The sequence below is a fragment of the Variovorax sp. dw_954 genome (assembly GCF_018449755.1).
In the GTDB taxonomy this organism is placed as follows: domain Bacteria; phylum Pseudomonadota; class Gammaproteobacteria; order Burkholderiales; family Burkholderiaceae_C; genus Variovorax.
Window position 1 is genome coordinate 1 of sequence record NZ_JAAVVD010000035.1, and the last position, 21,481, is coordinate 21,481.

General features: G+C 66.1%; 15 protein-coding genes, 1 tRNA gene and 1 pseudogene. 7 read left to right on the forward strand and 10 right to left on the reverse strand.

What is annotated here, in order from left to right; genetic code table 11:
* A pseudogene (locus HB681_RS33990) lies at positions 1–195 on the reverse strand (amino acid ABC transporter substrate-binding protein); the annotation flags it as partial.
* A 354-nt stretch (positions 196–549) separates the two neighbouring features.
* Here HB681_RS33990 and HB681_RS33995 point away from each other — a divergent pair.
* Both HB681_RS33995 and HB681_RS34000 read left to right on the forward strand, forming a co-directional pair.
* Positions 550–1,632, forward strand: coding sequence for an AraC family transcriptional regulator (locus HB681_RS33995; protein ID WP_213959303.1), 1,083 nt, complete (start codon positions 550–552; stop codon positions 1,630–1,632).
* Positions 1,633–1,783: 151 nt separating this feature from the next.
* Positions 1,784–3,904, forward strand: a complete 2,121-nt coding sequence (locus HB681_RS34000) for a PKD domain-containing protein (protein ID WP_213959304.1) — start codon at positions 1,784–1,786, stop codon at positions 3,902–3,904.
* Positions 3,905–3,964: 60 nt separating this feature from the next.
* On the opposite strand, the gene HB681_RS34005 is transcribed toward HB681_RS34000, so the two are convergent.
* Genes HB681_RS34005 through HB681_RS34015 form a run of 3 tightly spaced genes read right to left on the reverse strand, consistent with a single transcriptional unit; the run spans position 3,965 to position 8,368 of the window.
* Complete coding sequence (locus HB681_RS34005) at positions 3,965–5,293, reverse strand: MFS transporter (protein WP_213959305.1); 1,329 nt, start codon at positions 5,291–5,293, stop codon at positions 3,965–3,967.
* 50 nt (positions 5,294–5,343) lie between these two features.
* Entirely contained in the window at positions 5,344–7,254 is a 1,911-nt protein-coding gene (locus HB681_RS34010) for an AMP-binding protein (protein ID WP_256735205.1), read from the reverse strand.
* Positions 7,255–7,282: 28 nt separating this feature from the next.
* Positions 7,283–8,368 carry a Zn-dependent alcohol dehydrogenase gene (locus tag HB681_RS34015; RefSeq protein ID WP_213959306.1) on the reverse strand — a complete coding sequence of 362 codons (1,086 nt, stop codon included), beginning with the start codon at positions 8,366–8,368 and terminating at the stop codon, positions 7,283–7,285.
* Between the two features lie 185 nt (positions 8,369–8,553).
* Here HB681_RS34015 and HB681_RS34020 point away from each other — a divergent pair, with 185 nt between their 5' ends.
* From HB681_RS34020 to HB681_RS34035, 4 genes are read left to right on the forward strand one after another with little or no spacing between them, the layout of a single operon-like run.
* Complete coding sequence (locus tag HB681_RS34020) at positions 8,554–10,056, forward strand: aldehyde dehydrogenase family protein (protein WP_213959307.1); 1,503 nt, start codon at positions 8,554–8,556, stop codon at positions 10,054–10,056.
* A 31-nt stretch (positions 10,057–10,087) separates the two neighbouring features.
* Complete coding sequence (locus tag HB681_RS34025) at positions 10,088–12,748, forward strand: LuxR C-terminal-related transcriptional regulator (RefSeq protein WP_213959308.1); 2,661 nt, start codon at positions 10,088–10,090, stop codon at positions 12,746–12,748.
* Between the two features lie 48 nt (positions 12,749–12,796).
* The gene (locus HB681_RS34030) at positions 12,797–13,984 is read left to right on the forward strand and encodes a lipid-transfer protein (protein WP_213959309.1); all 1,188 of its coding nucleotides are present in this window, start codon (positions 12,797–12,799) and stop codon (positions 13,982–13,984) included.
* Between the two features lie 33 nt (positions 13,985–14,017).
* A complete protein-coding gene (locus HB681_RS34035) occupies positions 14,018–14,848 on the forward strand; it encodes an SDR family oxidoreductase (RefSeq protein ID WP_213959310.1) in 831 nt (276 codons plus the stop codon).
* 172 nt (positions 14,849–15,020) lie between these two features.
* On the opposite strand, the gene HB681_RS34040 is transcribed toward HB681_RS34035, so the two are convergent.
* A complete protein-coding gene (locus HB681_RS34040; protein WP_213959311.1) occupies positions 15,021–16,358 on the reverse strand; it encodes a hypothetical protein in 1,338 nt (445 codons plus the stop codon).
* Positions 16,359–16,842: 484 nt separating this feature from the next.
* Between HB681_RS34040 and HB681_RS34045 the strand changes: the two genes are divergently transcribed.
* The gene (locus HB681_RS34045; RefSeq protein WP_213959312.1) at positions 16,843–17,460 is read left to right on the forward strand and encodes an ABC transporter substrate binding protein; all 618 of its coding nucleotides are present in this window, start codon (positions 16,843–16,845) and stop codon (positions 17,458–17,460) included.
* 418 nt (positions 17,461–17,878) lie between these two features.
* Here the strand turns inward: HB681_RS34045 and HB681_RS34050 are convergent.
* The 5 genes from HB681_RS34050 to tolB form a co-directional block, all read right to left on the reverse strand.
* Positions 17,879–17,954, reverse strand: a tRNA-Lys gene (locus HB681_RS34050).
* 44 nt (positions 17,955–17,998) lie between these two features.
* Positions 17,999–18,808 (reverse strand): tRNA threonylcarbamoyladenosine dehydratase, encoded by an 810-nt coding sequence (locus tag HB681_RS34055; RefSeq protein ID WP_256735206.1) that lies wholly within the window; start codon positions 18,806–18,808, stop codon positions 17,999–18,001.
* Positions 18,809–18,835: 27 nt separating this feature from the next.
* The gene (gene ybgF / locus HB681_RS34060; protein ID WP_213959313.1) at positions 18,836–19,576 is read right to left on the reverse strand and encodes a tol-pal system protein YbgF; all 741 of its coding nucleotides are present in this window, start codon (positions 19,574–19,576) and stop codon (positions 18,836–18,838) included.
* A complete protein-coding gene (pal, locus tag HB681_RS34065; protein WP_213959314.1) occupies positions 19,576–20,085 on the reverse strand; it encodes a peptidoglycan-associated lipoprotein Pal in 510 nt (169 codons plus the stop codon). The genes ybgF and pal overlap by 1 nt, the downstream gene beginning before the upstream one ends.
* A 20-nt stretch (positions 20,086–20,105) precedes the next feature.
* Complete coding sequence (tolB, locus tag HB681_RS34070) at positions 20,106–21,419, reverse strand: Tol-Pal system beta propeller repeat protein TolB (RefSeq protein ID WP_213959315.1); 1,314 nt, start codon at positions 21,417–21,419, stop codon at positions 20,106–20,108.
* Between the last annotated feature and the right edge of the window lie 62 nt (positions 21,420–21,481).

Genomic DNA, 21,481 nt, shown 5'->3' on the forward strand with positions numbered 1-21,481 from the left:
ATAGCCTGCCGGTGCACCGTCAGCCCCCTTGAACGAGAACGGCTTTGCATCCTCCCGATAGCCCAGCTTGAGGGTTTGGGACTGGCCGATGCGGGCCAGTGAGTCTCGAGGTCCAGCGCCCGGCCCGCTGGCGCAGGCCGCCAGCAAGGCAGACATCAGGAGGGGCGCCACCAGCGTCAAAAGTCGTGAATTCATGCGTCGTCCTCAGGCAATCAATAGTTGCGTGCCGACGAGCCCAGGCAGACCCATTCGCTGGACTCAACAACCCGCGTTGCGAAGCCGGCGGATTGTGAGGCCCGCTACCGGCATTGGCAACGGTGCGCTGCCCGTTTGGCGATCGGTGAGCCCGATTCGGGCACGAAAAGCGAAAAGCATGTCGCAACTTGCGAAGCGTCAAGTCGTCGCGATCCCTACAGTTCCGTACGCGCACCACACCGATTCAGCGGGGCACCTCTTACTGGGCAAGTCCGGCCCTTTCAACAACTTTCTTTCAGCCTAAAAAGGCGCTGACCTCCATCTGTCTTGCTTGCCTCGAACGAAAAGCCCCACTTGCCCTTCGCCAACGACTCTGAAGTTGGCCCGGACACCTGGGAGCTCGACCTGCCATTGGTACACCCCACTTATCTGCGGCTGCTCGTCGCGGCGGCCAAGGCCGAAGGGGTGGACCTCGACGCCTGCCTGGTGCCGCTCGGGCTGAACGCTCGTTGGCTTTCCAACTGCGACGAGCCGGTGTCATTGGCGGTCTGGCGAGACTTGATGCTGAGCCTGGAACGATGCGCGCCGCGACCCGGATTGGCCATTCGGCTGGGCAGGCGAGTACCGCTTCTCGCACATGGACCGCTTGCCTACCTGATGGCCAGCGCAAGCAACTTGCGCCAGGCCCTCGAAGCACTGGTGCGCTTTGCGCCACTCCGGTTGGCGGTGCTGAACGTCCAAGTGCGCGAGCGGAAGGGCAGCCTGGAACTCCATGTGCGTCCGCGCGTCGCGCTGGGCGACGTGGAGCGGTTCACCCTGGATTTCCTGCTGGCGATGATCTGCTCGATGCTGGAGGAGCTTTCCCCGGAAGCCCGTCGAAACACCACGCTGCGTTTGTCGGGCATGGGCGCCGACATTGCCCGCGCCTGGGCCGAAGTGGGTGTGCATGTCGAAGGCGGTGCGCGCTGGCCGACGCTGTTCGTGCCCGCTGTCCTGGCCGATGCCAGCGTGCCGACGGCCTCGGCAGAGGACTACACCCGTGCCTGGCGAGCGTGTGAGGACGCAGAACGCCATCAGGGATGGTCGGCGTCATTGAGGTCGCGCATCGAGCAGCTTTTTCGCACGGGCCATGCTGCCAACTACAAGCTGCCCAAGGTCGCTGAACACCTGGGCACTTCGCGCCGCACGGTGATCCGCCGCCTGGCCGACGAAGGAACGACATTCAGCGATCTGGTCGATGCCAGCCGCAAGCAACGCCTGATGCGCCGGATGAGCGATCGGCACCCGGCCCAGAGGGAACGCAAGCTCAATCTCGCCGAGATTGCGGAAGACCTGGGATACGCCGACAGCGCAGTGCTCAGTCGCGCGGTGCAGCGTTGGTTCGGCCTGAGTCCGCGCGAGCTTCAGCGCCAGGTCGACGCGGCCTGTCAAAGCTAGTCAGCGCCCCCAAGGCGTGTCACCAAAGGCAAAGCTGCTGGCACCACAAGTCATGGATCGACGTGGGCGACGCCCATAGAGTTCGTCGGCGCGTCGCAGCACCCCTGCGGGCCTGCGACACAACAGACCCAATGAACCCTGGAGATAGAGAATGAAGAGATCAATTGCCTGGCTGGGCTGCGCGCTGATCGCGCTGCTCGCCGGCTGCGGCGGTGGCAACTCGGGCCCCGCCCTCAGCCTGCCGCTCGCGTCGAATGCCGCGCCGCAGGACACCACACAGAAGGCGCCCGACGCACCGACGAATGGCGCGCCGACTCAGCCTGCGCCCACGCCCAACGCACTGTTCAAGGTCGGCGCGGCCACCGTCAGCATCGCGCCGGACAAGCCCGTCTACGTCGGTGGCTACTCCGACAAGTCCAAGCCGGCGATCCAGACCAGCAACGACCCGCTCGAAGTGCGCGCCTTCGTGGTGGCCAGCGGCGACAAGGCCGTGGCCTTCGCGGTGGTCGACAGCACCGGCTGGTTCGCCGACTACCAAGGCGCCGAAGCGGGCATGGGCCAGTTCGGGGCCCGGGTGGACGCGGCGCAGAAGCTGGCCGATCGCGGCTTCACAGTCGATCGCTCGGCGGTCATGGTCTCGACGACGCACTCGCATGCGACGCCGACGCTGGTTGGCATCTGGGGGCTGATGGGCACGGACAACCGCGCCTACGTGAAGAAGGTCCACGATGCCGTGGTGCAGGCGGTCGATGCGGCCGCTGCAGACCTCAAGACCTCGGAGCTGTGGGTGGCCAACGGCAGCATCGATGCCTTGATCTGGCAGAACGGCCAGGGCACCGACCACGTGGACGGCTTCGCCGTCGATGCACGCATGCCGGTGCTGTGGGCGCGCGATCCGCAGACAGGCGCGACCAACGCGCTCTACGTCAACATTCCCAACCATCCAGACCAGTTCCGGCCGTTCAATGGCGCGGTCACGCAAGGCTTCTCGGCCGACGTGCCGGGCTACGTGCGCAAGCAGATGGACGACACCATCGGTGGCATGGCCGTCGTCGCCACCGGCACGCTGGGTCGCCAGGAATCGCCCGGCCAGAACGCGGACTATGCCGAGGTGGCCTACCAGGGCGAATACGTACTCAACACACTGCGTCTGGCGATGGCCAAGGCGGCTCCCCTGACGAGCGCCGCACTGGGCAGTTCGGAGACCCTGATCAACAACGTCACGGTCGGCGCCACGGCGGAGAACCAGGGGCTGCTCAGCCTGATGAAGTACAACGCGGCTAGCGCCCCCTTCGGTGGCCCCAACTGCAATGCGGCGCTCGGCGGCAACTGCTCGGTGCCGCGCGCGCTGGTCGCACCCTGGTGCAACGGCAACTGTGCTGTCAGCGGCAGCGGCGCAACCACGCTGGGCACCTACATGACGGCGCTGCGCATCGGGCCGCTGCTCTACATCAGCAACCCTGGAGAATCCTTCGCAGAGGTGAACGACACGGTCCGCGGCGAAGTCCTGGACGCGCAATCCGTCAATGTCGTTGGCCTGTCGGGTGACTTCCTGGGCTACGCCTGGTCGCCGAGCGACTACACCACGGTTCAGTTCGGCTCGGGCGACTTCGCCCGCTACAACGTCGGGCCGGACCTGGGTCAACTGACCGCCGACGGCGCCTACTCGAATGCGGCCGCGCTCGGCTTCAAGGTCAAGGCGGGCAAGGACGTGGTCAAGGCCGTCTACGACAGCACGGTAGGCGACCTGCCAGGTATCCAGTTCTATTCGACTCGCATCGCCACCACGGCAGCGACCATCAGCTTCTATGGTTCCACCGCCCAGCCGCAGAACAACTACAAGCAGCCGGCACATGCGCTGAGCATGATCGACTGGGACTTCGGCGACGACTCTGGCGCGGTCAACTCCAACAGTTCGGACCGCCTGTCGCATGCCTTTACCACACCGGGCGCCTACAAGGTGACCGCGAAGGTGACCGATACCACGACCGGAAACGCACGCGCCTGGTCGCAGACGCTGACCATTCAGCAGCCTTTGTCGCTGGCCATCGTGGCATCGCCATCGGAGCAGGATGTCGGCAAGATTCAGTTGAACCTGACGCCACAGGGCGGCCAGGGACAACTGCTGGCAGCCCGCTGGACCTGCCCCGACGGCCAGCAGCCGTCTGGCCTGACCGTATCCTGCAACCGCCTTCCGCTCAACGGCACGATCAAGGTGACGGCGTGGGACGGCGCTGGCAATTCGGCGACGGCGCAGGCGCCTGTGCAGTAGTTAGTCAGTTCGTGGGCAAATGGCCGCGAATCCGGCGACGCCGGGCGACTCCCGGCGCGTTCATCCGCGCTGGGCTGGCCGCACCGAGCGCAGCAGCAACAGGGCGGCAGCGACATACATTGCGACCACCAGGTACATGCTTTTGTTCGGGTTGCCGGTGGCGGCGTTGATGGCGCCGGTGATCGACGGGCTGACGGCCGCACCGAGGTTGCCCAGGCTGCTGATCAACGCGATGCCGCCGGCGGCAGCCGCCTTCGACAGGTACTCGCTGGTGATGGTGAGGAACAGCGGCGCCAGCGAGGCGATGCCCGTGACGGCGATGCACAGGCCGATCATCGAACCGATGAAGTTGCCCTGCATCACGATGGTCAGGGTCAGGCCGGCGGCGGCGAGCAGCGCGCAGGCCGCGAAGTGCCAGCGCCGCTCCTTCGTGCGGTCGGAGTTGCGGCCGATCAGCACCATGCCGATGACGCCGAAGATGTTGGGGATGGCGGCGTAGATGCCGATCATGAACAGGTCGGCAATGCCCCAGCTCCTGATCAGCGTGGGCAGCCAGAACACGACGGTGTAGGCCGCCCCCAGCAACAGGGCGAACACCAGCGCCAGCGAATAGACCTTCGGGTCCTTCAGGATCTGCCATGCCGAACCGTGGGCAGTACCGGCCACCGGGCGCTGGTCGTGCTCCAGATGGTCACGGAGCACCGCCTTCTCGCGCGCGTCCAGCCACTTCGCATCCTCCGGCTTGTCGTCCAGGTAAAAGAAGGCGACGATGCCCAGCACCGACGCCGGCAGGCCCTGCACCAGGAACAGCCATTGCCAGCCGTGCCAGCCGTTCATGCCGTCCATCCACTTCATGATCCCGCCGCACAACGGACCGGCGATCAGGCTCGCGAGGGTGGTCGCGGTCATGAACAGGGCGATCATCTGGCCGCGCCGCGCCGACGGGTACCAGAAGGTCAGGTACAGGATCGCACCTGGGAGGAAGCCGGCCTCGAAGGCGCCAAGCAGGAAGCGCAGCACGTAGAACTGCGTCGGCGTCTGCACGAACACCATGCCGGCGGCGACGATGCCCCAACAGAACATGATGCGCAGCAGCGTCTTGCGCGCGCCGACCTTCGCCAGCATCAGGTTGCTCGGCACTTCGAACAGGAAGTAGCCTATGAAGAAGATGCCCGCGCCCAGTCCGTAGACCGTGTCGCTGAAAGGCAGCGTCTGCTTCATCTGCAACTGCGCATAGCCGATGTTGATGCGGTCCAGGAAGGCGACGATGTAGCAGATGATCAGCAGCGGCATGATGCGCCAGCCGACCTTCGAGTACACCGACTCGACAGTGTCGTCGCGTACCGCAATGCCGAGCTTGGCGTCCAGCGCGATGGGGGTGGATTGCATTCTTGTCTCCGGGTTGTTTGTGTCTGTCAAGGGTGCGTGCGCGGGGTCACTCAGCCGATGCTGGCGACAGCGGCATCCACCGGATCGGCATACAGCACGTCGATCAGGTGGGCGCGGCGCTGGCGCGTGATGGCCTGGTTCACATAGCCCTTGTCAGCAATCTCATAGGCATCCGGCGACGGCGGCTCGGCCATCAGGATCACGCGGCGCACCTGCTGGCTGCTGGCGCCGACCTGGGTGCGCAGCCTGGCGCGCAATGCATCGAGAACGAGCGGGTGGCGGATCAGCGCCTCAACCGGCAGCTCGGCCAGTTCAGGCGCCAAGGCGCGGCACTGCGCGACATTCGGCCAGGCGAGCGCGCCCAGCTGGTGACGGTCGTGTCCGCAGATCACCGCGTCGGCCAGCAAGGGTGCGCAGGCCTCGATCAGGCCGAGGCGGACCGCGCCGGTGCGCACCCAGGTGCCGCTGGCCAGCTTGAAGTCCTCGACGCAGCGGCCGGCATAGCGCAGGCCCGCTCCGGGCAATTGCGGATCGGCCAGGCGAACCGCATCGCCCAGGCAGTAGAAGCCCTCGTCGTCGAAGGCGGCCGTGCTCAGGTCGGGACGCTTGAGATAGCCGGGGAACACATGGTGCCCGCGCGTGCGGATCTCGTAGCGGCCCTCCTCGCCTTCCAGCGGGACGAGCTTGAGCTCGACGCCCGGACCCGGCAGGCCGATGTTGTCCACGTCGTCGCCCGGCATCGTGAAGCCCGAGCCCAGGCCGGTGGTCTCGGTCGCGCCGAAGCCGGAGGCGAACACGATGCGCTGGCCCATGGTGCGCACCGCCACGGCCTGGAAGCGCTTCCAGACGTCGCGCGGCAGGCTGGCCCCGCCATAGCCGGCGAAGTTCAGGCGCGAGAAGAAGGAGCGGGCCAGCGTTTCGTCACGCTCCAGTTCCGCGCTCAGCATGGCAAATGCCGCCGGCACGTTGGCATAGAACGAGGGCGAGACCTCGCGCAGGTTCTGCACGGTGCGCGCGAACATGGCAGGCAGGGGCCGGCCGTCGTCGATGTAGAAGGAGCCGCCGGTCACGAAGAGGCGGCCGAAGTTGGCCACGGCGCCGAAGGCATGGCTCCAGGGCAGCCAGTCCAGCATCACCACCGTCTCGTCGAGCATGGGTCGGTGCATGTAGCGGATCTGCCCGATCATGGCCGCGGCATTGCGGTAGCGCAGCGGCACGCCCTTGGGCACGCCGGTGGAGCCCGAGGTGAAGAAGATGCGTGCGACGTCGCGGTCGACGTCGATGGCCTCGTGGGCGGCCTGCACGGCGGCGAGCCGTTGCGGCGTCATGGGCGTCTCGACGAGCGATTGCCAGGTGATCTGGCCCGGCGTGCTGCCCTGCACCGCGATGATCTCGCTGGCCGGCGTGCCCAGCGCCTGGAGCGCCTTGGCGAAGGGCCCGACCGCCTGCACGAAGACCGCGGCCGGCTCGACCAGCGCATGCATGTCGATGAGGCGCGTGAACTCCTGGCTCATCAGCGCGCTGGCCGGCGTGACCGGCGCGGTGGGGATGCCGACGTAGTCCGCCGCCATCGTGAGCACGGCCATCTCGATCGAGTTGCCCGAGAGGATCATCAGCGGCCGCGCTTGCGACAGGCCGAGTTCAAGCAGCGCGGCAGCCACGGAGAGCATCTGGCGATGGAAGCCGGCCCAGTCGATGGTGCGCCAGGTGTCGGGCCCGTTGCGCTCGGCCAGGGCCACCTGCGTGCCACGGGTCTGCGCCCACTGAGCGACGAATTCGCTGAAGGTGGACTCTGTGATCTCGCCCGGATCGTCCAGGGATTTCATCAGCAGCGTGCCATCGGCGCGGCGCTGGTGCGACGCTGCCGAGTTCAGCAGCTTCGAGTCGCGGAAGCTTGGCTCGGCGGCCGCTTCACCCGAGAAGGCTTCGGGCAGCTGGCTGGCTTGTGCAGCTTGGGTCATGGGATGTCTCCTTTTATTGTTTGTTTGCTTATTGCTCGAAGACGACCACGGAACGGGCAAGCTCGCCGCGGCGTAGTTCGTCGAAAGCCTCGTTGATCTGGTCCAGCTTCAGGCGGCGCGAAATCATCGGGTCCAGGTGCAGCTTGCCGGCCATGTAGAAATCGACCAGGCGCGGGATGTCCACCGGGAAGCGGTTCGATCCCATGACCGAACCCTGGATGCGGCGTTCGTGCAGCAGGTGGTTGGGATCGAGTTCCAGCTTCACGCCCGGCTTGATCATCCCGATCAGGGTCGCCGTGCCGCCGCGGCGCAGCATCGCGAACGATTGCTCCGCGGTCGCCTTGAGGCCGATGCATTCGAAGGAGAAGTGCACGCCGCCGTTGGTGAGATCGCGCACCGCCTTCACGACGTCGGTGTCGGCTGCATTGATCACGTCGGTGGCGCCGAACAGCTTGGCCAGTTCGAGCTTGGACGGCAGCATGTCGATCGCGATGATGCGGCCCGCACCGGCCAGCGCCGCGCCGTTGATCGCGGCCAGCCCGATGCCGCCGCAACCGATGACCGCGACGGTCTCGCCCGGCCGCACGCCGGCCGTGTTGAACACCGCGCCGGCGCCAGTGGTGATGGCACAGCCGATCAGGGCGGCGCGGTCCAGCGGCATGTCGCGCCGGATGGCGACGCAGGCATGCTCATGCACCAGCATCTGCTCGGCAAAGGCCGACAGGTTGCCGAACTGGGGCATCGGCTTTTGCAGGTAGGACAGGCGCTGCTCTTCGCCCTTGCCGCGACGGGTGTCGGGCGAGACGCACAGCGAGAGGTGGCCCGTGAGGCAATGATCGCAATGGCCACAGTAAGCCGAGAGACAGGTCACCACGTGATCACCGGGCTTGACGGTGCGCACCAGCGAACCGACCTGCTCGACCACGCCGGCCGCTTCGTGGCCGAGCACCACGGGCGCCGGGTGCTGCAGCATGCCGTCCACGAAGTGCAGGTCGGAGTGGCACACGCCGGCCGCCACGGTGCGGATCAGCACTTCGTGCGGTCCGGGCTTGTCGATGGAAACGTCCTCGATCACCAGTGGTGTGCCGGGACTGTGGAATACGGCTGCTTTCATTGTCTCTTGCTCTTTCAGGTTGAAGCTGTCGGGATGAGACGAGGTTAGGTCGCAGCCGCAAGCACTTCACCACTCCGGTGGAGTGGCACGCGGACCTGCGCCACTCCACCGGAGTGGTGCAAGCCACCCCGGGCCCTGCAATCCTCGAATGCGACTGACCTTCAACCTTCAATGAGACAGACGCCATGACGACCAACCTCACCATCGAGCAACAAGCCGCCGCACTGGGCGCCGGCTTCCTGGCGCAGCCGCTGCAGAACTTCATCGGCGGCCAATGGATGCCCGCCCAATCGGGCGAGACCCTGGACGTGGTGGACCCCGCGACCGATCGCCTGCTGGCCCAGGCCGCCGCCGGCGGCGCTGCCGACATCGACCTGGCCGTCAAGGCCGCGCGCCAGGCCTTCGACGCCGGCCCGTGGGCCCGCATGCCCCCGGCAGGCCGCTCGCGGCTGATGCACAAGCTGGCCGATGCGATCGACGCCAACGCCAATGAACTGGCGCTGCTCGAATCGCTCGACAACGGCAAGCCGCTGAAGATGGCCCGCATCGGCGACGTGGCGCTGGCATCGGAATGCCTGCGCTACATGGCAGGCTGGGCGACCAAGCTGAACGGCGAGACGATCACCTCGTCGATGCCCGGCCAGTGGCACGCCTACACCCTGCGCGAACCCATCGGCGTGGTCGGCGCGATCGTGCCGTGGAACTACCCGCTGATGATGGCCGTCACGAAGATCGCGTCGGCCCTGGCCGCAGGCTGCACGGTCGTGCTCAAGCCCTCCGAGCAGACCCCATTGACGGCCGTGCGCCTGGCGCAACTCATCGAGGCCGTGGGCTTTCCGCCCGGCGTGGTCAACGTCGTCACCGGCCTGGGCGCTGCGGCAGGCCAGGCGCTGGTCGCGCATCCGATGGTCGACAAGATCACCTTCACGGGGTCGACGGCGGTGGGCAAGTCCATCGTGCGGGACGCCGTGCACACCATGAAGCGGGTGACCCTGGAGCTCGGCGGCAAGTCGCCCTTCATCGTGTTCCCCGATGCCAACCTGGAGCAGGCCGTCACGGCGGCCGTGCACAGCATCTTCGGCAACACCGGTCAGATGTGCATCGCCGGCTCGCGCCTCTACGTGCACAGGAAGGTGTTCGACGACGTGGTCGGCGCCATCGCCGGTGCCGCTGCCAAGTTGCGCGTGGGTTCCGGCCTTGATCCGCGCACGGAGATCGGCCCTCTCGTGTCGCGCGAGCACATGCAGCGCGTCACGGGCTACATCGAGGCCGGCCGGCAGGCGGGCGCGGAAGTCATCGCGGGCGGTGGCCGCATCGAGGGCCCTGGCAACTTCGTGCAGCCGACGGTGCTGACCGGAACGCTGCCCGACATGTCGGTCATGCGCGAGGAGATCTTCGGCCCCGTGCTGTGTGCCATGCCCTTCGAAGACGACGACCTGGACGCCATCGCGCGCCTGGCCAACGACACCTGCTACGGCCTGTCGTCGAACATCTGGACGCGCGACATCGGCGTGGCCCACAGGCTCGCGCGCAAGATCAAGGCAGGCACCGTGCGGGTGAACGCACCGGCCGGGCTGGACCTGGCGCTGCCCTTCGGCGGCTACAAGGAATCCGGCGTGGGCCGCGAACTGGGCCGCGAAGGCGTGGAAGCCTACACCGAGCTCAAGTCGGTGGCGATCGCGCTCTGACGCAACGCAAGAGTGCCGCAGGCGCGTGACCATGCAATCCGCCAGGCTCCTTCCGAGCACGAAGTTCTCGCCCCCGCGGACGAGCGCCCGGTCGGTGCTGCGGCAGCACCTGCTGTACCGCCTGCAGCAAAGTCGCGAGTGCCGGCTGGTCCTCGTCAGCGGCGGGGCGGGCTATGGCAAGACCACCCTGCTCGCGCAATGGCGCAAGGAACTGCTGAAAGCGGGTGAGAACGTCGCATGGCTGTCGCTGGTGGCCGAAGACGGCCAGCTCGCGCCCTTCTGCGCGAGCCTCATCGGCGCCCTGCGGGAAGCAGGCGTGCCGATCCAGGAAGAGCTGCCCTACCTGGCCGGCGCCGATCTCGGCAGTTCGCCGGAGCCGGTCGCGTGGGCGCTGGTCAATGCATTGGCCAAGGCGCCGCACGACGTGCACCTGATGATCGATGACCTGCACCACGTCGACGATCCGCAGGTCACGCGGCTGCTGCAGGCCCTGGTCGATTGCGCACCGGATCGCCTCTACCTCGTGCTGGCCTCGCGCTCGATGCCGGGCCTGCTGCTGGGTCGCCTGCGGGCGAGCGGCGACCTGGCCGAGATCGACTGCGCCGACCTCTGCTTCGACTTCCACGAGAGCCTGTCCTTCCTCAAGGAGAACCTCGACGCGGCGATCGATGCGGACGGCGCGCACTGGATGCACGCGCTCACCGATGGCTGGCCGATCGGCCTGCAACTGATGACGATCGCCTTCAAGGCCGATCCGAATGCACGCACGCGCCTGCGCCGGATGATGCCCCGGCCCGCCGACCTGCGCGCCTACCTGCTCGAGGATGTCATCGCGCACCTGCCGCCCTCTTTGCTCGGCTTCATGGAGCGCATCGCGATCCTGCGCCGCTTCAACGCCGACCTGGCCGGCGCCGTGACGCAGACACCCGATGCGGCGGCGCTGATCGCGCAGATCGAACGCCAGAACCTGTTCGTCTTTCCCGTCGATTCCGACGACGGCTACCAGTGGTACCGGCTTCACCCGCTGTTCGCCGAGTTCCTGTCGGAACGCCTTGCGCGGCACGAGGCCGCGCGCCTCTACCTTCGCGCGAGTGCCTGGTTCGCCGCACATGACCTGCTGGCCGAAGGCATCCGCTATGCCTTGCTGGGCGACGAGGCAGAGGTCGCGATCGGGCTGATCGAGCGCAGCGCGCCCAGGATCCTTTCGTTGAGCCACCTCGGCGCCTTCCTGCGCTGCTTCGACCGCCTGCCGGCCAGCACCGTACTGCGCCACCCCGGCGTGCTGGTGACGGCCTGCTGCACCTTCGTGCTGGGCAGCCGCTACGAGGACGCGCAGCACTGGCTGGACCAGATCCCCCTGGCGCAGGCCGATGCCGAGGTGCAGGCGCAGATGTGCGTGCTGCGGGCCATGATCGCGAGCAGCCGGGACGACAGCGACGAGATGTGGAAGTGGATCGGCCCGCTGGCGCAGCAGTCCTTCCCGGACCCCTTCTTCTCGCATGTCCGCACCGCGATGATCATCGCCAGCCACGGGGTCGCCGGTCGGCACCTGGAGGCCCGGCGCCACTACGAGTCTGCGGTGGCGCGGGTCACCCGCACCAGCGATGACGAGATGGCCATCCTGGCCACGCTGCACCTGGCGCATTCCGCGCTTCGGCAGGGCGACATGCGGCAAGCGCAGCAGATCGCGAGCGAATGCCTGCTGCGCGCGGAGCAGCGGTTCGGGCGGCGATCGATCAGCGCCAATGGCTGCGCCGCGGTGCTGGCCGATGTGTTCCACGAGACCAATCGCATCGAGCAGGCACGCGAGGCGCTGGCCAACCGGCTCGACATGCTGCAGTCCGCATCCCGCCACTCGGCTTCGCACGCGATGCTCTGCCATGCCAGGCTGCTGGAAGTCGAGGACAGCCCGCAGGCCGCGCTCGCCGCCCTGGCCACGGAAGAAGCGCGCATCCGCGAGGCGGGCACCGATCGGGCGCTGGCCAATGTGCTGGCCGAGCATGCGCGCATCGTGCTCGCGCAAGGCGACGTGGACCGCGCGATCCAGCTGCAGGCCGATCTCGACGAACTCGCGGCCACGCACCGGGAAGCCAGCGGATGGCTCGCCCAGATCCCGGTCATGGCCGCACTGGTCCGGGCGCGGATCGCCATCGCCACCGGCGAGCCGGTGGTCGCGCTGGGCGAGCTCGAGCGGGTCGGCCGGCATGCCACCTCGCATGGATGCAGCCGGCTCCTGGTCACCGTCCACCTGCTCTCCGCGCTGGCGCTCGACGCGCTGGGGCGCACCGACGAGGCCACGCTGCGCTGGCATGCCGCGCTGGCACTGGCGCACCGGCGCGGCCTGCTGCGAACCGTGATCGACGAAGGCGCCGAGGTGGGCGCCGGACTCGCCCGTCTCGAAGCGCAGCTCGACGGGCCCCTGGGCGACTACCTGGCGCAACTGGCCGCCGCCTTCGCCGCGCGGGACCCCGCTGGCGAGGACACGCGCGGCCGCCCGGAGGGCACGAAGCTCACGCCGCGCGAGAGCGAGATCCTGGAGCTGCTCGGCCAGATGATGTCCAACAAGCGCATTGCCCTGACGCTGGACATCACCTACGAGTCCGTCAAGTGGAACCTGAAGAACATCTTTCGCAAGCTCGGCGTGTCCACCCGCTACGACGCGGTCACGCGGGCGCGCAGGCTCAAGGCCTGAGCAGCCTCCCCCTTTCACTTTTCCACCATCCCCACAGGAGATAGACCCATGACGCAAGCAGTCGTCGTTGCCGGAGTCGGCATGATTCCTTTCAAGAAGCCGGGCGCCAGTGGCAGCTACATCGAGATGGGCGCCGAGGCGGCCCGCCTCGCGCTCGCCGATGCGGGCATCGGCTACGAGCTGATCCAGCAGGCCTATGTCGGCTATGTCTATGGCGACTCGACCAGCGGCCAGTCGGCCCTGTACGAGGTCGGACTGACCGGCATCCCGGTCGTCAACGTCAACAACAACTGCTCGACCGGTTCCACCGCCCTCTTCCTCGCGCGCCAGGCCGTGGAAAGCGGCGCGGTCGACTGCGCCCTGGCGCTGGGCTTCGAGCAGATGCAGCCGGGCGCGCTGGGCAACATGTACAACGACCGGCCCGCTGCCATGGGCAACTGCTTTGCGGTCGCGGACACGCTTGCCGGCGACGTGCCCGACATGCCCATGGCGATCCGCATGTTCGGCGGCGCCGGCCGCGAGCACATGCAGAAGTACGGCACGCAGCTGGAGACCTTTGCCGCCATCCGCGCCAAGGCCAGCCGCCACGCCGCCAACAACCCGCTGGCCCTCTTCCGCAAGGAAGTCACCGTGGACGACGTGATGAACGACATGATGGTCTGGCCCGATGTCATGACCCGCCTGATGGCCTGCCCGCCGACCTGCGGCGGTGCCGCGGCAATCATCGTCTCGGAGCGCTTCGCGAAGAAGCACGGCCTGCGCACCGACGTGTGCATCCTGGCCCAAGCCATGACCACCGACGGCGTGAGCTCCTACGAGCCGCCGTCGATGATCAAGATGGTCGGCTTCGACATGGCGAAGTCGGCGGCGCAACAGGTCTACGAGAAGGCCGGCGTGGCACCGGAGGACATCCGCGTGGCCGAGCTGCACGACTGCTTCGCCCACAACGAACTGCTCACCTACGAAGCGCTGGGCTTCTGCCCCGAAGGCGGCGCCGAGAAGTTCGTCCAGGACGGCGACAACACCTACGGCGGCCAGGTCGTGACCAACCCCTCGGGCGGCCTGCTGTCCAAGGGCCATCCGCTGGGCGCCACCGGGCTGGCGCAGTGCTACGAATTGACCCACCAGCTGCGCGGCACGGCCGAGGCGCGGCAGGTGCAAGGCGCCGAACTGGCGCTCCAGCACAACCTGGGCTTGGGCGGAGCCTGCGTGGTCACCCTGTACGGCCGCGGCTGATTCCCTTCACTCTCTCCTGATCAAAACAAACACATGACCAAGCTCACTGGAAAAACTGCACTCGTCACCGGCTCGGGCCGCGGCATCGGCCGCGCCGTCGCCCTCAAGCTCGCCTCCGAAGGCGCCCGCGTGGTCGTCAACGACCTCGACGCCGAACCGGCCAACGAAGTGGTCGAGACCATCCGCGCCAATGGCGGCGAAGCCGTCGCCTGCGTCGGCAGCGTCACCGCGCCGGACTTCGCCGAACACTTCGTCAAGACGGCGGTCGACAACTACAAGAGCATCGACATCGTCGTCAACAACGCCGGCTACACCTGGGACAACGTGATCCAGAAGATGAGCGACGAGCAGTGGTACGCGATCATGGATTGCCACCTGACGGCGCCCTTCCGCATCCTGCGCGCGGCCTACCCCGTGATCAGCGCGGCCGCCAAGGCCGAGGCCGCCGACGGCAAGGAAGTGTTCCGCAAGGTGGTCAACATCTCGTCGATCGCCGCCGGCGGCAACGTGGGCCAGACCAACTACGCGTCGGCCAAGGCAGGCCTGACGGGCATGACCAAGACGCTGTCGCGCGAATGGGGCCGCTTGAAGGTCAACGTCAACGCTGTCGCCTTCGGCCACATCGAGACGCGCCTGACGCAGGCCCTGGCCGGCAGCGACAGCAAGACCGTGAGCATCGAGGGGCGCGAGATCAAGGTCGGCATTCAGCAGTCCATGATCGACGCCAGCAAGCAGGTGATCCCGCTGGGCCGCCCGGGCACGGCCGAGGAGGCAGCGGACGCCGTCTACCTGTTTTGCGCGCCCGAATCGAACTACGTCTCGGGCCAGGTGCTGGTCTGCGGCGGCGGCTTCGGCAACGTCTGAGCCAGGATCGCCTCGGAATGGGTCGACAGGTGCTGCAGAGATGATGCCGAAAGGCTGATCCATGCGCACCGCGCGCTCCCGAACCTCGGGCGAAACTTCACTGACATCCTCATGGCTCCATCCCCTCAAGGATCGGAGCCTCCTCGAAAAGCGCGGCGGTTCAGGGGCCGAATTACTCAACGGACCTCGACGTACCCAGCCATTGGCCAATATGCGTGAGGACGGCGAGCTTGACCTCGCTCTCGGCGTCTGAGGCTGCGCGGGTCCTGAGCATCTTTTGGATCAGGGCCTCGCTCGCGGAACGCAGGACTTCTTTCGCATGCGTCGCTTTGCCGATCTGGGTCGCGATCGACCCGGTGCCCATGCAGTTGGTCAGGCCCTTGTCCACTTGAACCTTGTGGATCTCGCTCGCGGTGCCTAACGCAACGACGCCTGTGCCCTCGGTGTCCTCGGTATCGTCCGTATCGATCTCGCCGGGGAGCTTTTCCTTGCTCCGGCCGAGAGGGGCCTTGGTTTTCTCACTCAATTGAGTCGAGATCTTCTTGCCGACCTTGCCGTCCTTGCCGGTGTCTTCCTGGCCGAAGTAAATCACGCAGTTGCTGGATTTCGTCACCGAGAGAAAACCGGTGCACCCCTTGCACGGTGTGAGCGTCGAGAAGATGACGCTGTTTTCGGGCACCTTGGTCGCCGTGAGATTGTTGCGGAAGTAGGACAGCAGCATGTTGACCTCGGCGTGCCGGAACGACCCGGTGTTGATGCCCGCGGCGAGGATCTGCCCCTGGTCGCTCACGAGCAAGGTGCCCACGTAGTTCTTCAACCCTTCGTAGCCCTCGGCCGAGCTGATGTCCACCAGCGAGTAGGTGGCCAGCATGTAGTACCGAAGCGCGCGGGCCAGGCCCTTCTTGCGGCTGCCGGGCGGGAGGTCGAGATCTTTGCTGAGGCCTGCCGCCGCTGCGTAGAGGCCGCCGTCCGGGAGGGGGGCTTTCAGCGCGAGTGCGGCAATCTGGCGGGGCCACTTCTTGACGCTTTGAAAGGCCAGTGTCACGCCGACCGCTCCGTCACCCTCGTTGGGCTTCAGTTGGTTCATCAACTTCACCTTCATCTTTGGATAGTGCTTGATCCAAAGCGCATCCGCGTGGTTGGTGTAGACCGTTGCGTGGTTCGACTTCGCCTTGCCCAGTATTGCGTTGACCACTGCGGGCCGCGCCAGGTTGGTCGACTTATAGAACTTGAACTCGGTGCCATCGATGTAGCCCGCCACATTGTCGCCGCCCGTCGGGCTCGTGATGGCGGGGTCTTGGCTCAACTCGTAGAGCGTTTCCAGCAGGTCTTGGTTTCCGGTGTAGGTGACTCCCGTGTGCACCAAGTTGCTGCATGCCACGCCTGGTGGCCGGTTGCCTCCGACGAAAAGGGTGCCAATCTTAAAAGTTTTCAGTTTGTCGAGTTGAACCTTCGGGCCCTTGATCCGCGTGTTGCAAGTGCTGCACTTGAACATATAGAACTGTGGCATTGAGAACCCTCCTGTGAGTCTTGATGCCTGCTTGCAAGAAGCCAGCATCAGCCTACGAGCGACAAAGCACGCAGCACCACTGCGTGCACCGAGGTGGACAACAGATCGAGGCACTAGCGAAGGACGCTGCGGTGACCGACACGCCCGCCTGCGCCGTGCGCCCAAGAGAGCGAAAGATAACGCCGATCAGCGTCGTCAGGTGGGTGGCGATGGTCTCACATGCGGCGGCAGCGCGGCTGAGCAGACAGGCAATATGGTCGATGACGGTCGCACCCACCAGAGCGGTGCCGATGGCGCCCAACAGCACATCCTTGGCCGGGCATAGCCAGCGATCGACAATCGCATCCGCCACATGCCTGGCCGCTGGTCGCCGACCATCATCGGCGCGCCTCGACTCGGGCGCTACCAGCTGTTCGGCAACCTCTTCCCGCGCATCGTCATGACGTAGATCTCGCCGTTCGGCCAGGACGGACCCTACGCCGCCATGGCGGGAAGCGAGCTGATCGTCTTCAAAGAGATGCGGGAAAAGGGCGTTGACGTGGTCGTTACCGGCACATCGACGGCAGCACATGCGGTGGTGGAGGCGGGAGGAAACATCCCCGTCGTCACGTTCGGAATCAACGACCCGCTGCGAACCGGCCTCGTCGCGAGCTTCGCCCATCCAGGCGGGCAGGTCACTGGAATGTCGAACTTCGCCGGCGACCTCGTGCCGAAGCGGATCGAGCTGTTCAAGGCCGCGGTCCCGGCCATCTCCAAGATCGCATTGGCCCGCTGCCCGGAATGCGGTCGGCAGTCGGGCCTCAGCAAGTCAAGCATCGACGCGGCTTTCGAGAACTACAGTGAAAACGCGCGATCGCTGGGTCTCACCTTGATTCCATTGGACATCGACGCGGCTACTGATTTCCCGGCGGCAGCCGCGTTAGTCAAGCGGGAGCAAGCCGACGGCGTACTTCTCATGCCAACCCAGATCAACGCGAAGCTACGAGACGACTGGGTTGCATTTGAGACAGCGCAACGAGTACCTGTGATGGGGGACTATCGCGGCTATGGGTGCCTCCTCTCGTTCGGACCCGATCCCGCAGAGCGCGCTCCTTCAGGCTGACGAAGTCATATCGTGAGTCTCTTGGACTGCAAGACTGAAGTGCCGCATAGCAAAAAACGAAGCGGCAGATCGAGCCTTTGTACGACCGCCTCGAAAAACCGCGTCGCCACTCGTTGCCCACCCCAGCAGCGTGGGAAGCGCTCGACCTGGCTCCAGTCAATCGAATCGGCCAATTCAGACCGGCGCGTAGAAGCCAAGTTCCAGCCTTCGTTGATTGCGAATTCGATGGCTCGCTTGGGATGCGTGGGATAGGTTGATGAAGGCACTTCCATACCCGCCAAGTCAACACAACGATCCGTTCGCCGCCCCGAGGCACCAACGCCGACGCCACTCACGGAACTTCAAGAATGGATCGAGACAGATCTAACAAAATGACAAAAGGGTTAGCAGGTGCTTACCTGCTAACCCTTGTCTTTTCTGGTAGGACGTACTGGATTCGAACCAGTGACCAACGGATTAAAAGTCCGCTGCTCTACCAACTGAGCTAACGTCCCACTCTTGTTTCTTCACCGCGCATCAAACGCGGCAAAGCCAAAGATTATAGCTTGCCGTCTTGCGCGATTTGATCGAGCGCCCAGCCTGCAGCGCATTGACCAAAAGTCGCGGTGACGCTGACCACCGAGCCGTAGCCGTGGCAATTGAGGCTGCCGTCGCCCTCCTCGATGGCGCACGACGCATCGGGCGGCGCGACCGCCTCGCGGCTGAAGACGCAGGTCACGCCGATCTTCTTGCCTTCGCGCGGCGCACCGTGCAATCTGCGCAGGCGATTGCGCATCTGCGCCAGCAACGGGTCGTGCGTGACCATGGCGATGTCATCGATCTCGACCTTGTGCGCAAGGCGCTTGCCGCCCGCCGCGCCCACCGCGATGAAGCGATGCTTGCCGGCCCGCGCCCACACCGCCATCGCGAGCTTGGCCCGCACTTGGTCGCAAGCGTCGATCACGGCATTCAACGGACCGTGCGCTTGCTCCGACCGAGCGAGCAGCGCGGCCCAGTTGTCCGGCTCGACGAAGTCGTCGATCGCCAGCACCCGGCAGTCGGGATTGATGTGCGCGATGCGGCTGGCCATAGCTTCCACCTTGGCCTGCCCAACCGTATCGTCGAGCGCGTGGATCTGGCGGTTGATGTTCGATTCGGAGATGTGGTCCAGGTCCACCAGCGTCAGCCTGCCCACGCCACTGCGGGCCAAGGCCTCGACGGCCCACGACCCAACGCCGCCGATGCCCACCACCATCACATGCGCATGGCGGATGCGCGTCGCGCCCGGCACGCCGTACAGCCGCTCAAGTCCGCCGAAGCGCCGCGCCAGGTCGGCAGCCGCCTCGGGGGATTCGACAGCATCGGGCAATGTCGCGTTATCCAGAACGAAGCCCTGCTACTTCAAGCGGGCCAGCCGCTCTTTTGCAGCCGAGGCCGCTTCCGACTGCGGGTAGGCCTTGATCAGGTCATCCAGCGTCCGGCGCGCGGCCTTGGTGTCCTTCAGTTCGATCTGGCAGTTGGCGATCGACAGCACCGCCTCGGGCGCCTTGGCATGGTCCGGCGCCAGCGAGAGCATCGAGCGGAAATTGGCGATCGCCTCGTTGTAGTTGCGCGTGGCGTACTGCGCATTGCCGAGCCAGAACAGCGCCGACGGGTTGTAGCCGCTCTGCGGATAGCGCTTGATGAAGTCCGCGAATGCCGATTGCGACTGCGCGAACTGGCCCGCACGGAAGATGCCGAGCGCCGCGTCGAAGTCGGACTTCTCGCGCGGATCGGCCGTGAACTCGCGCCCGTCCACGTTGACAGGCGCGGGCTCGCTCTTCTTCAGCTTGTCGTCCACAGCCTGCTGTCGCAACTGCATGTCGGAGACCGTCTTGGCAAGTTGCTCGTTCTGCCCCGTCAGGCGCGCAACGTCGCCGCGCAGTCCCTCGATCTGGTTCTGCAGTTCCAGCACCGAGCGCGAATTCTGCTGGCTCGCTGCCTCGTATTGCGTGCGCATCGTCTCGACGCGCTGGCGCAGGTCGAGGATCGCGCGGCGCGCTTCATCGTCTTCGAAGAGCGCTGCGTGCGCACCGAGCGAGGCACACATGACAACGGCGGCGCAAGCCACGCGCCGCAAACTCAATGCGGGGCTCATCAACGGTACGAAATCTCGGCGCGGCGGTTCTGCGCCCATGCTTGCTCACCCGAGCCCGCGACGGCCGGCTTTTCCTTGCCGAAGCTGATGGCCTCCACCTGCGTGTCCGCAACGCCCAGCAAGGCGAGCGCACGGCGCACGGCTTCCGAGCGCTTCTGGCCCAGCGCGAGGTTGTACTCGCGGCCGCCGCGCTCGTCGGTATGGCCTTCGATGAACACGTGGCGCGACGGATTCGCCTTGAGGAAGCGCGCGTGGCCGTCGATCAGCGACTGGAACTCGGGCTTCACGGTATAGCTGTCGAAGTCGAAGTACACGATGCGGGCGACGCCGACCGGGCCTTGCGCATTGAGCGAGCCCTGGTCGGCGTTGACCGGCGCCACGGCGCTCTGCCCGCCCTGCCCCGCGCCACCGCGCGCATCCGTCACGGGCACGTCGTTCAGCTTGGTGCTGGACGAGCATCCGGCGATCAGGGCCACTACGGCCAGCGAGTAAATCGTGCGTTTCAACATTTGGAACTCCTCAGTGTTAATCATTGCTTTTGAAACGGACCCCAGTCCGGTTCGCGTATGTCGCCTGCCTGTCCTGCCAATCGAGCCTTGATCTTGCCGTCGAGTGTTGTGGTCATCAGCGCTTCCTTGCCGCCGAGTTGCGTTGCATAGACGATGAGCTTGCTGTTGGGTGCAAAGCTGGGCTTCTCGTCGGCAGAGGTGTCGGTGATGGCTGACACATTGCCGGACGACAACTCCATCACGTGGAGTTTGAAGGCACCACCCACCCTGGAGATGTAGGCCAACCACCGTCCATCGGCGCTGACGGACGGAGAAATGTTGTAGGTGCCGGTGAAGGTCACGCGGGTCGGGTTGCCACCGCCCGCGCCCATCTTGTAGATCTGCGGGGCACCGCCGCGGTCGCTCACGAAGTAGATCGTGCCGCCATCGGACGAGTAGACCGGCTCGGTATCGATGCTGTTGCTCTGCGTGAGGCGCTTGGCTTCGCCGCCATTGGACGAGATGGTGTAGAGCTGCGAGCCGCCGTCGCGGCTCAGCGTCACCGCCAGCGTGCCACCATCGGGCGACCAGGCCGGCGCGCTGTTGTTGCCGCGGAAGTTGGCGACCAGGCGGCGCTGGCCGCTGGCCACGTTGTGCACGTAGACCACGGGCTTGCGCGACTCGAAGGACACGTAGGCCAGCTGTCCGCCGTTGGAAGACCAGCGCGGGGAAATGATCGGCTCGGGGCTGGTCAGCGCCGCCTGCGCGTTCTCGCCGTCGGCGTCCGCCACCCACAGCGTGTAGCGCCCGCCCTTGGTGACGTAGGCGATGCGCGTGGAGAAGATGCCCTTCTCGCCGGTCAGCTTTTCATAGACGAAGTCGGCGATGCGGTGCGCGGCGAGGCGCAGGTCGCCCTGGGGAACGGTGTAGCTCTGGCCGCCGAGGTCCTGCCCGCGCACCACGTCCCACAAGCGGAACAGCACCGAGTAGCGGCCATCGGCAAGGCGGGTCACGCTGCCGCCGACCACCGAGTCCGCCGTACGCTGGCGCCACAGGCTGAGGTCCGGCCGCGAGGCTTCGTCCATCACCTGCCCCGACGCATCGACGCCGCGGAACTGCCCGCTGCGCTCGAGGTCGGCCTGCACGATGGCGGAGATCTTCTGCGGCGACGCGTCCTGCCCCTTGAACGGCACGATCGCGATCGGCAGCTGCGTCAAGCCCACGCCCGTCACTTCGACCCGGAACTGGGCGAGTGCAGGAAGCGCAGGGGAGGCAGCAAGTGCCGCGATGAGGCTGCGGCGGGCGAGGAACGATGAAGAAGGAGTTGGGGAGGAGTCGTGCAACGGCTTGATCATGCGGTTCGGAGATGTTTCCGGTCAGAAAGTTTCTGGGCCGGGCGTAACGAAACGACATGGTA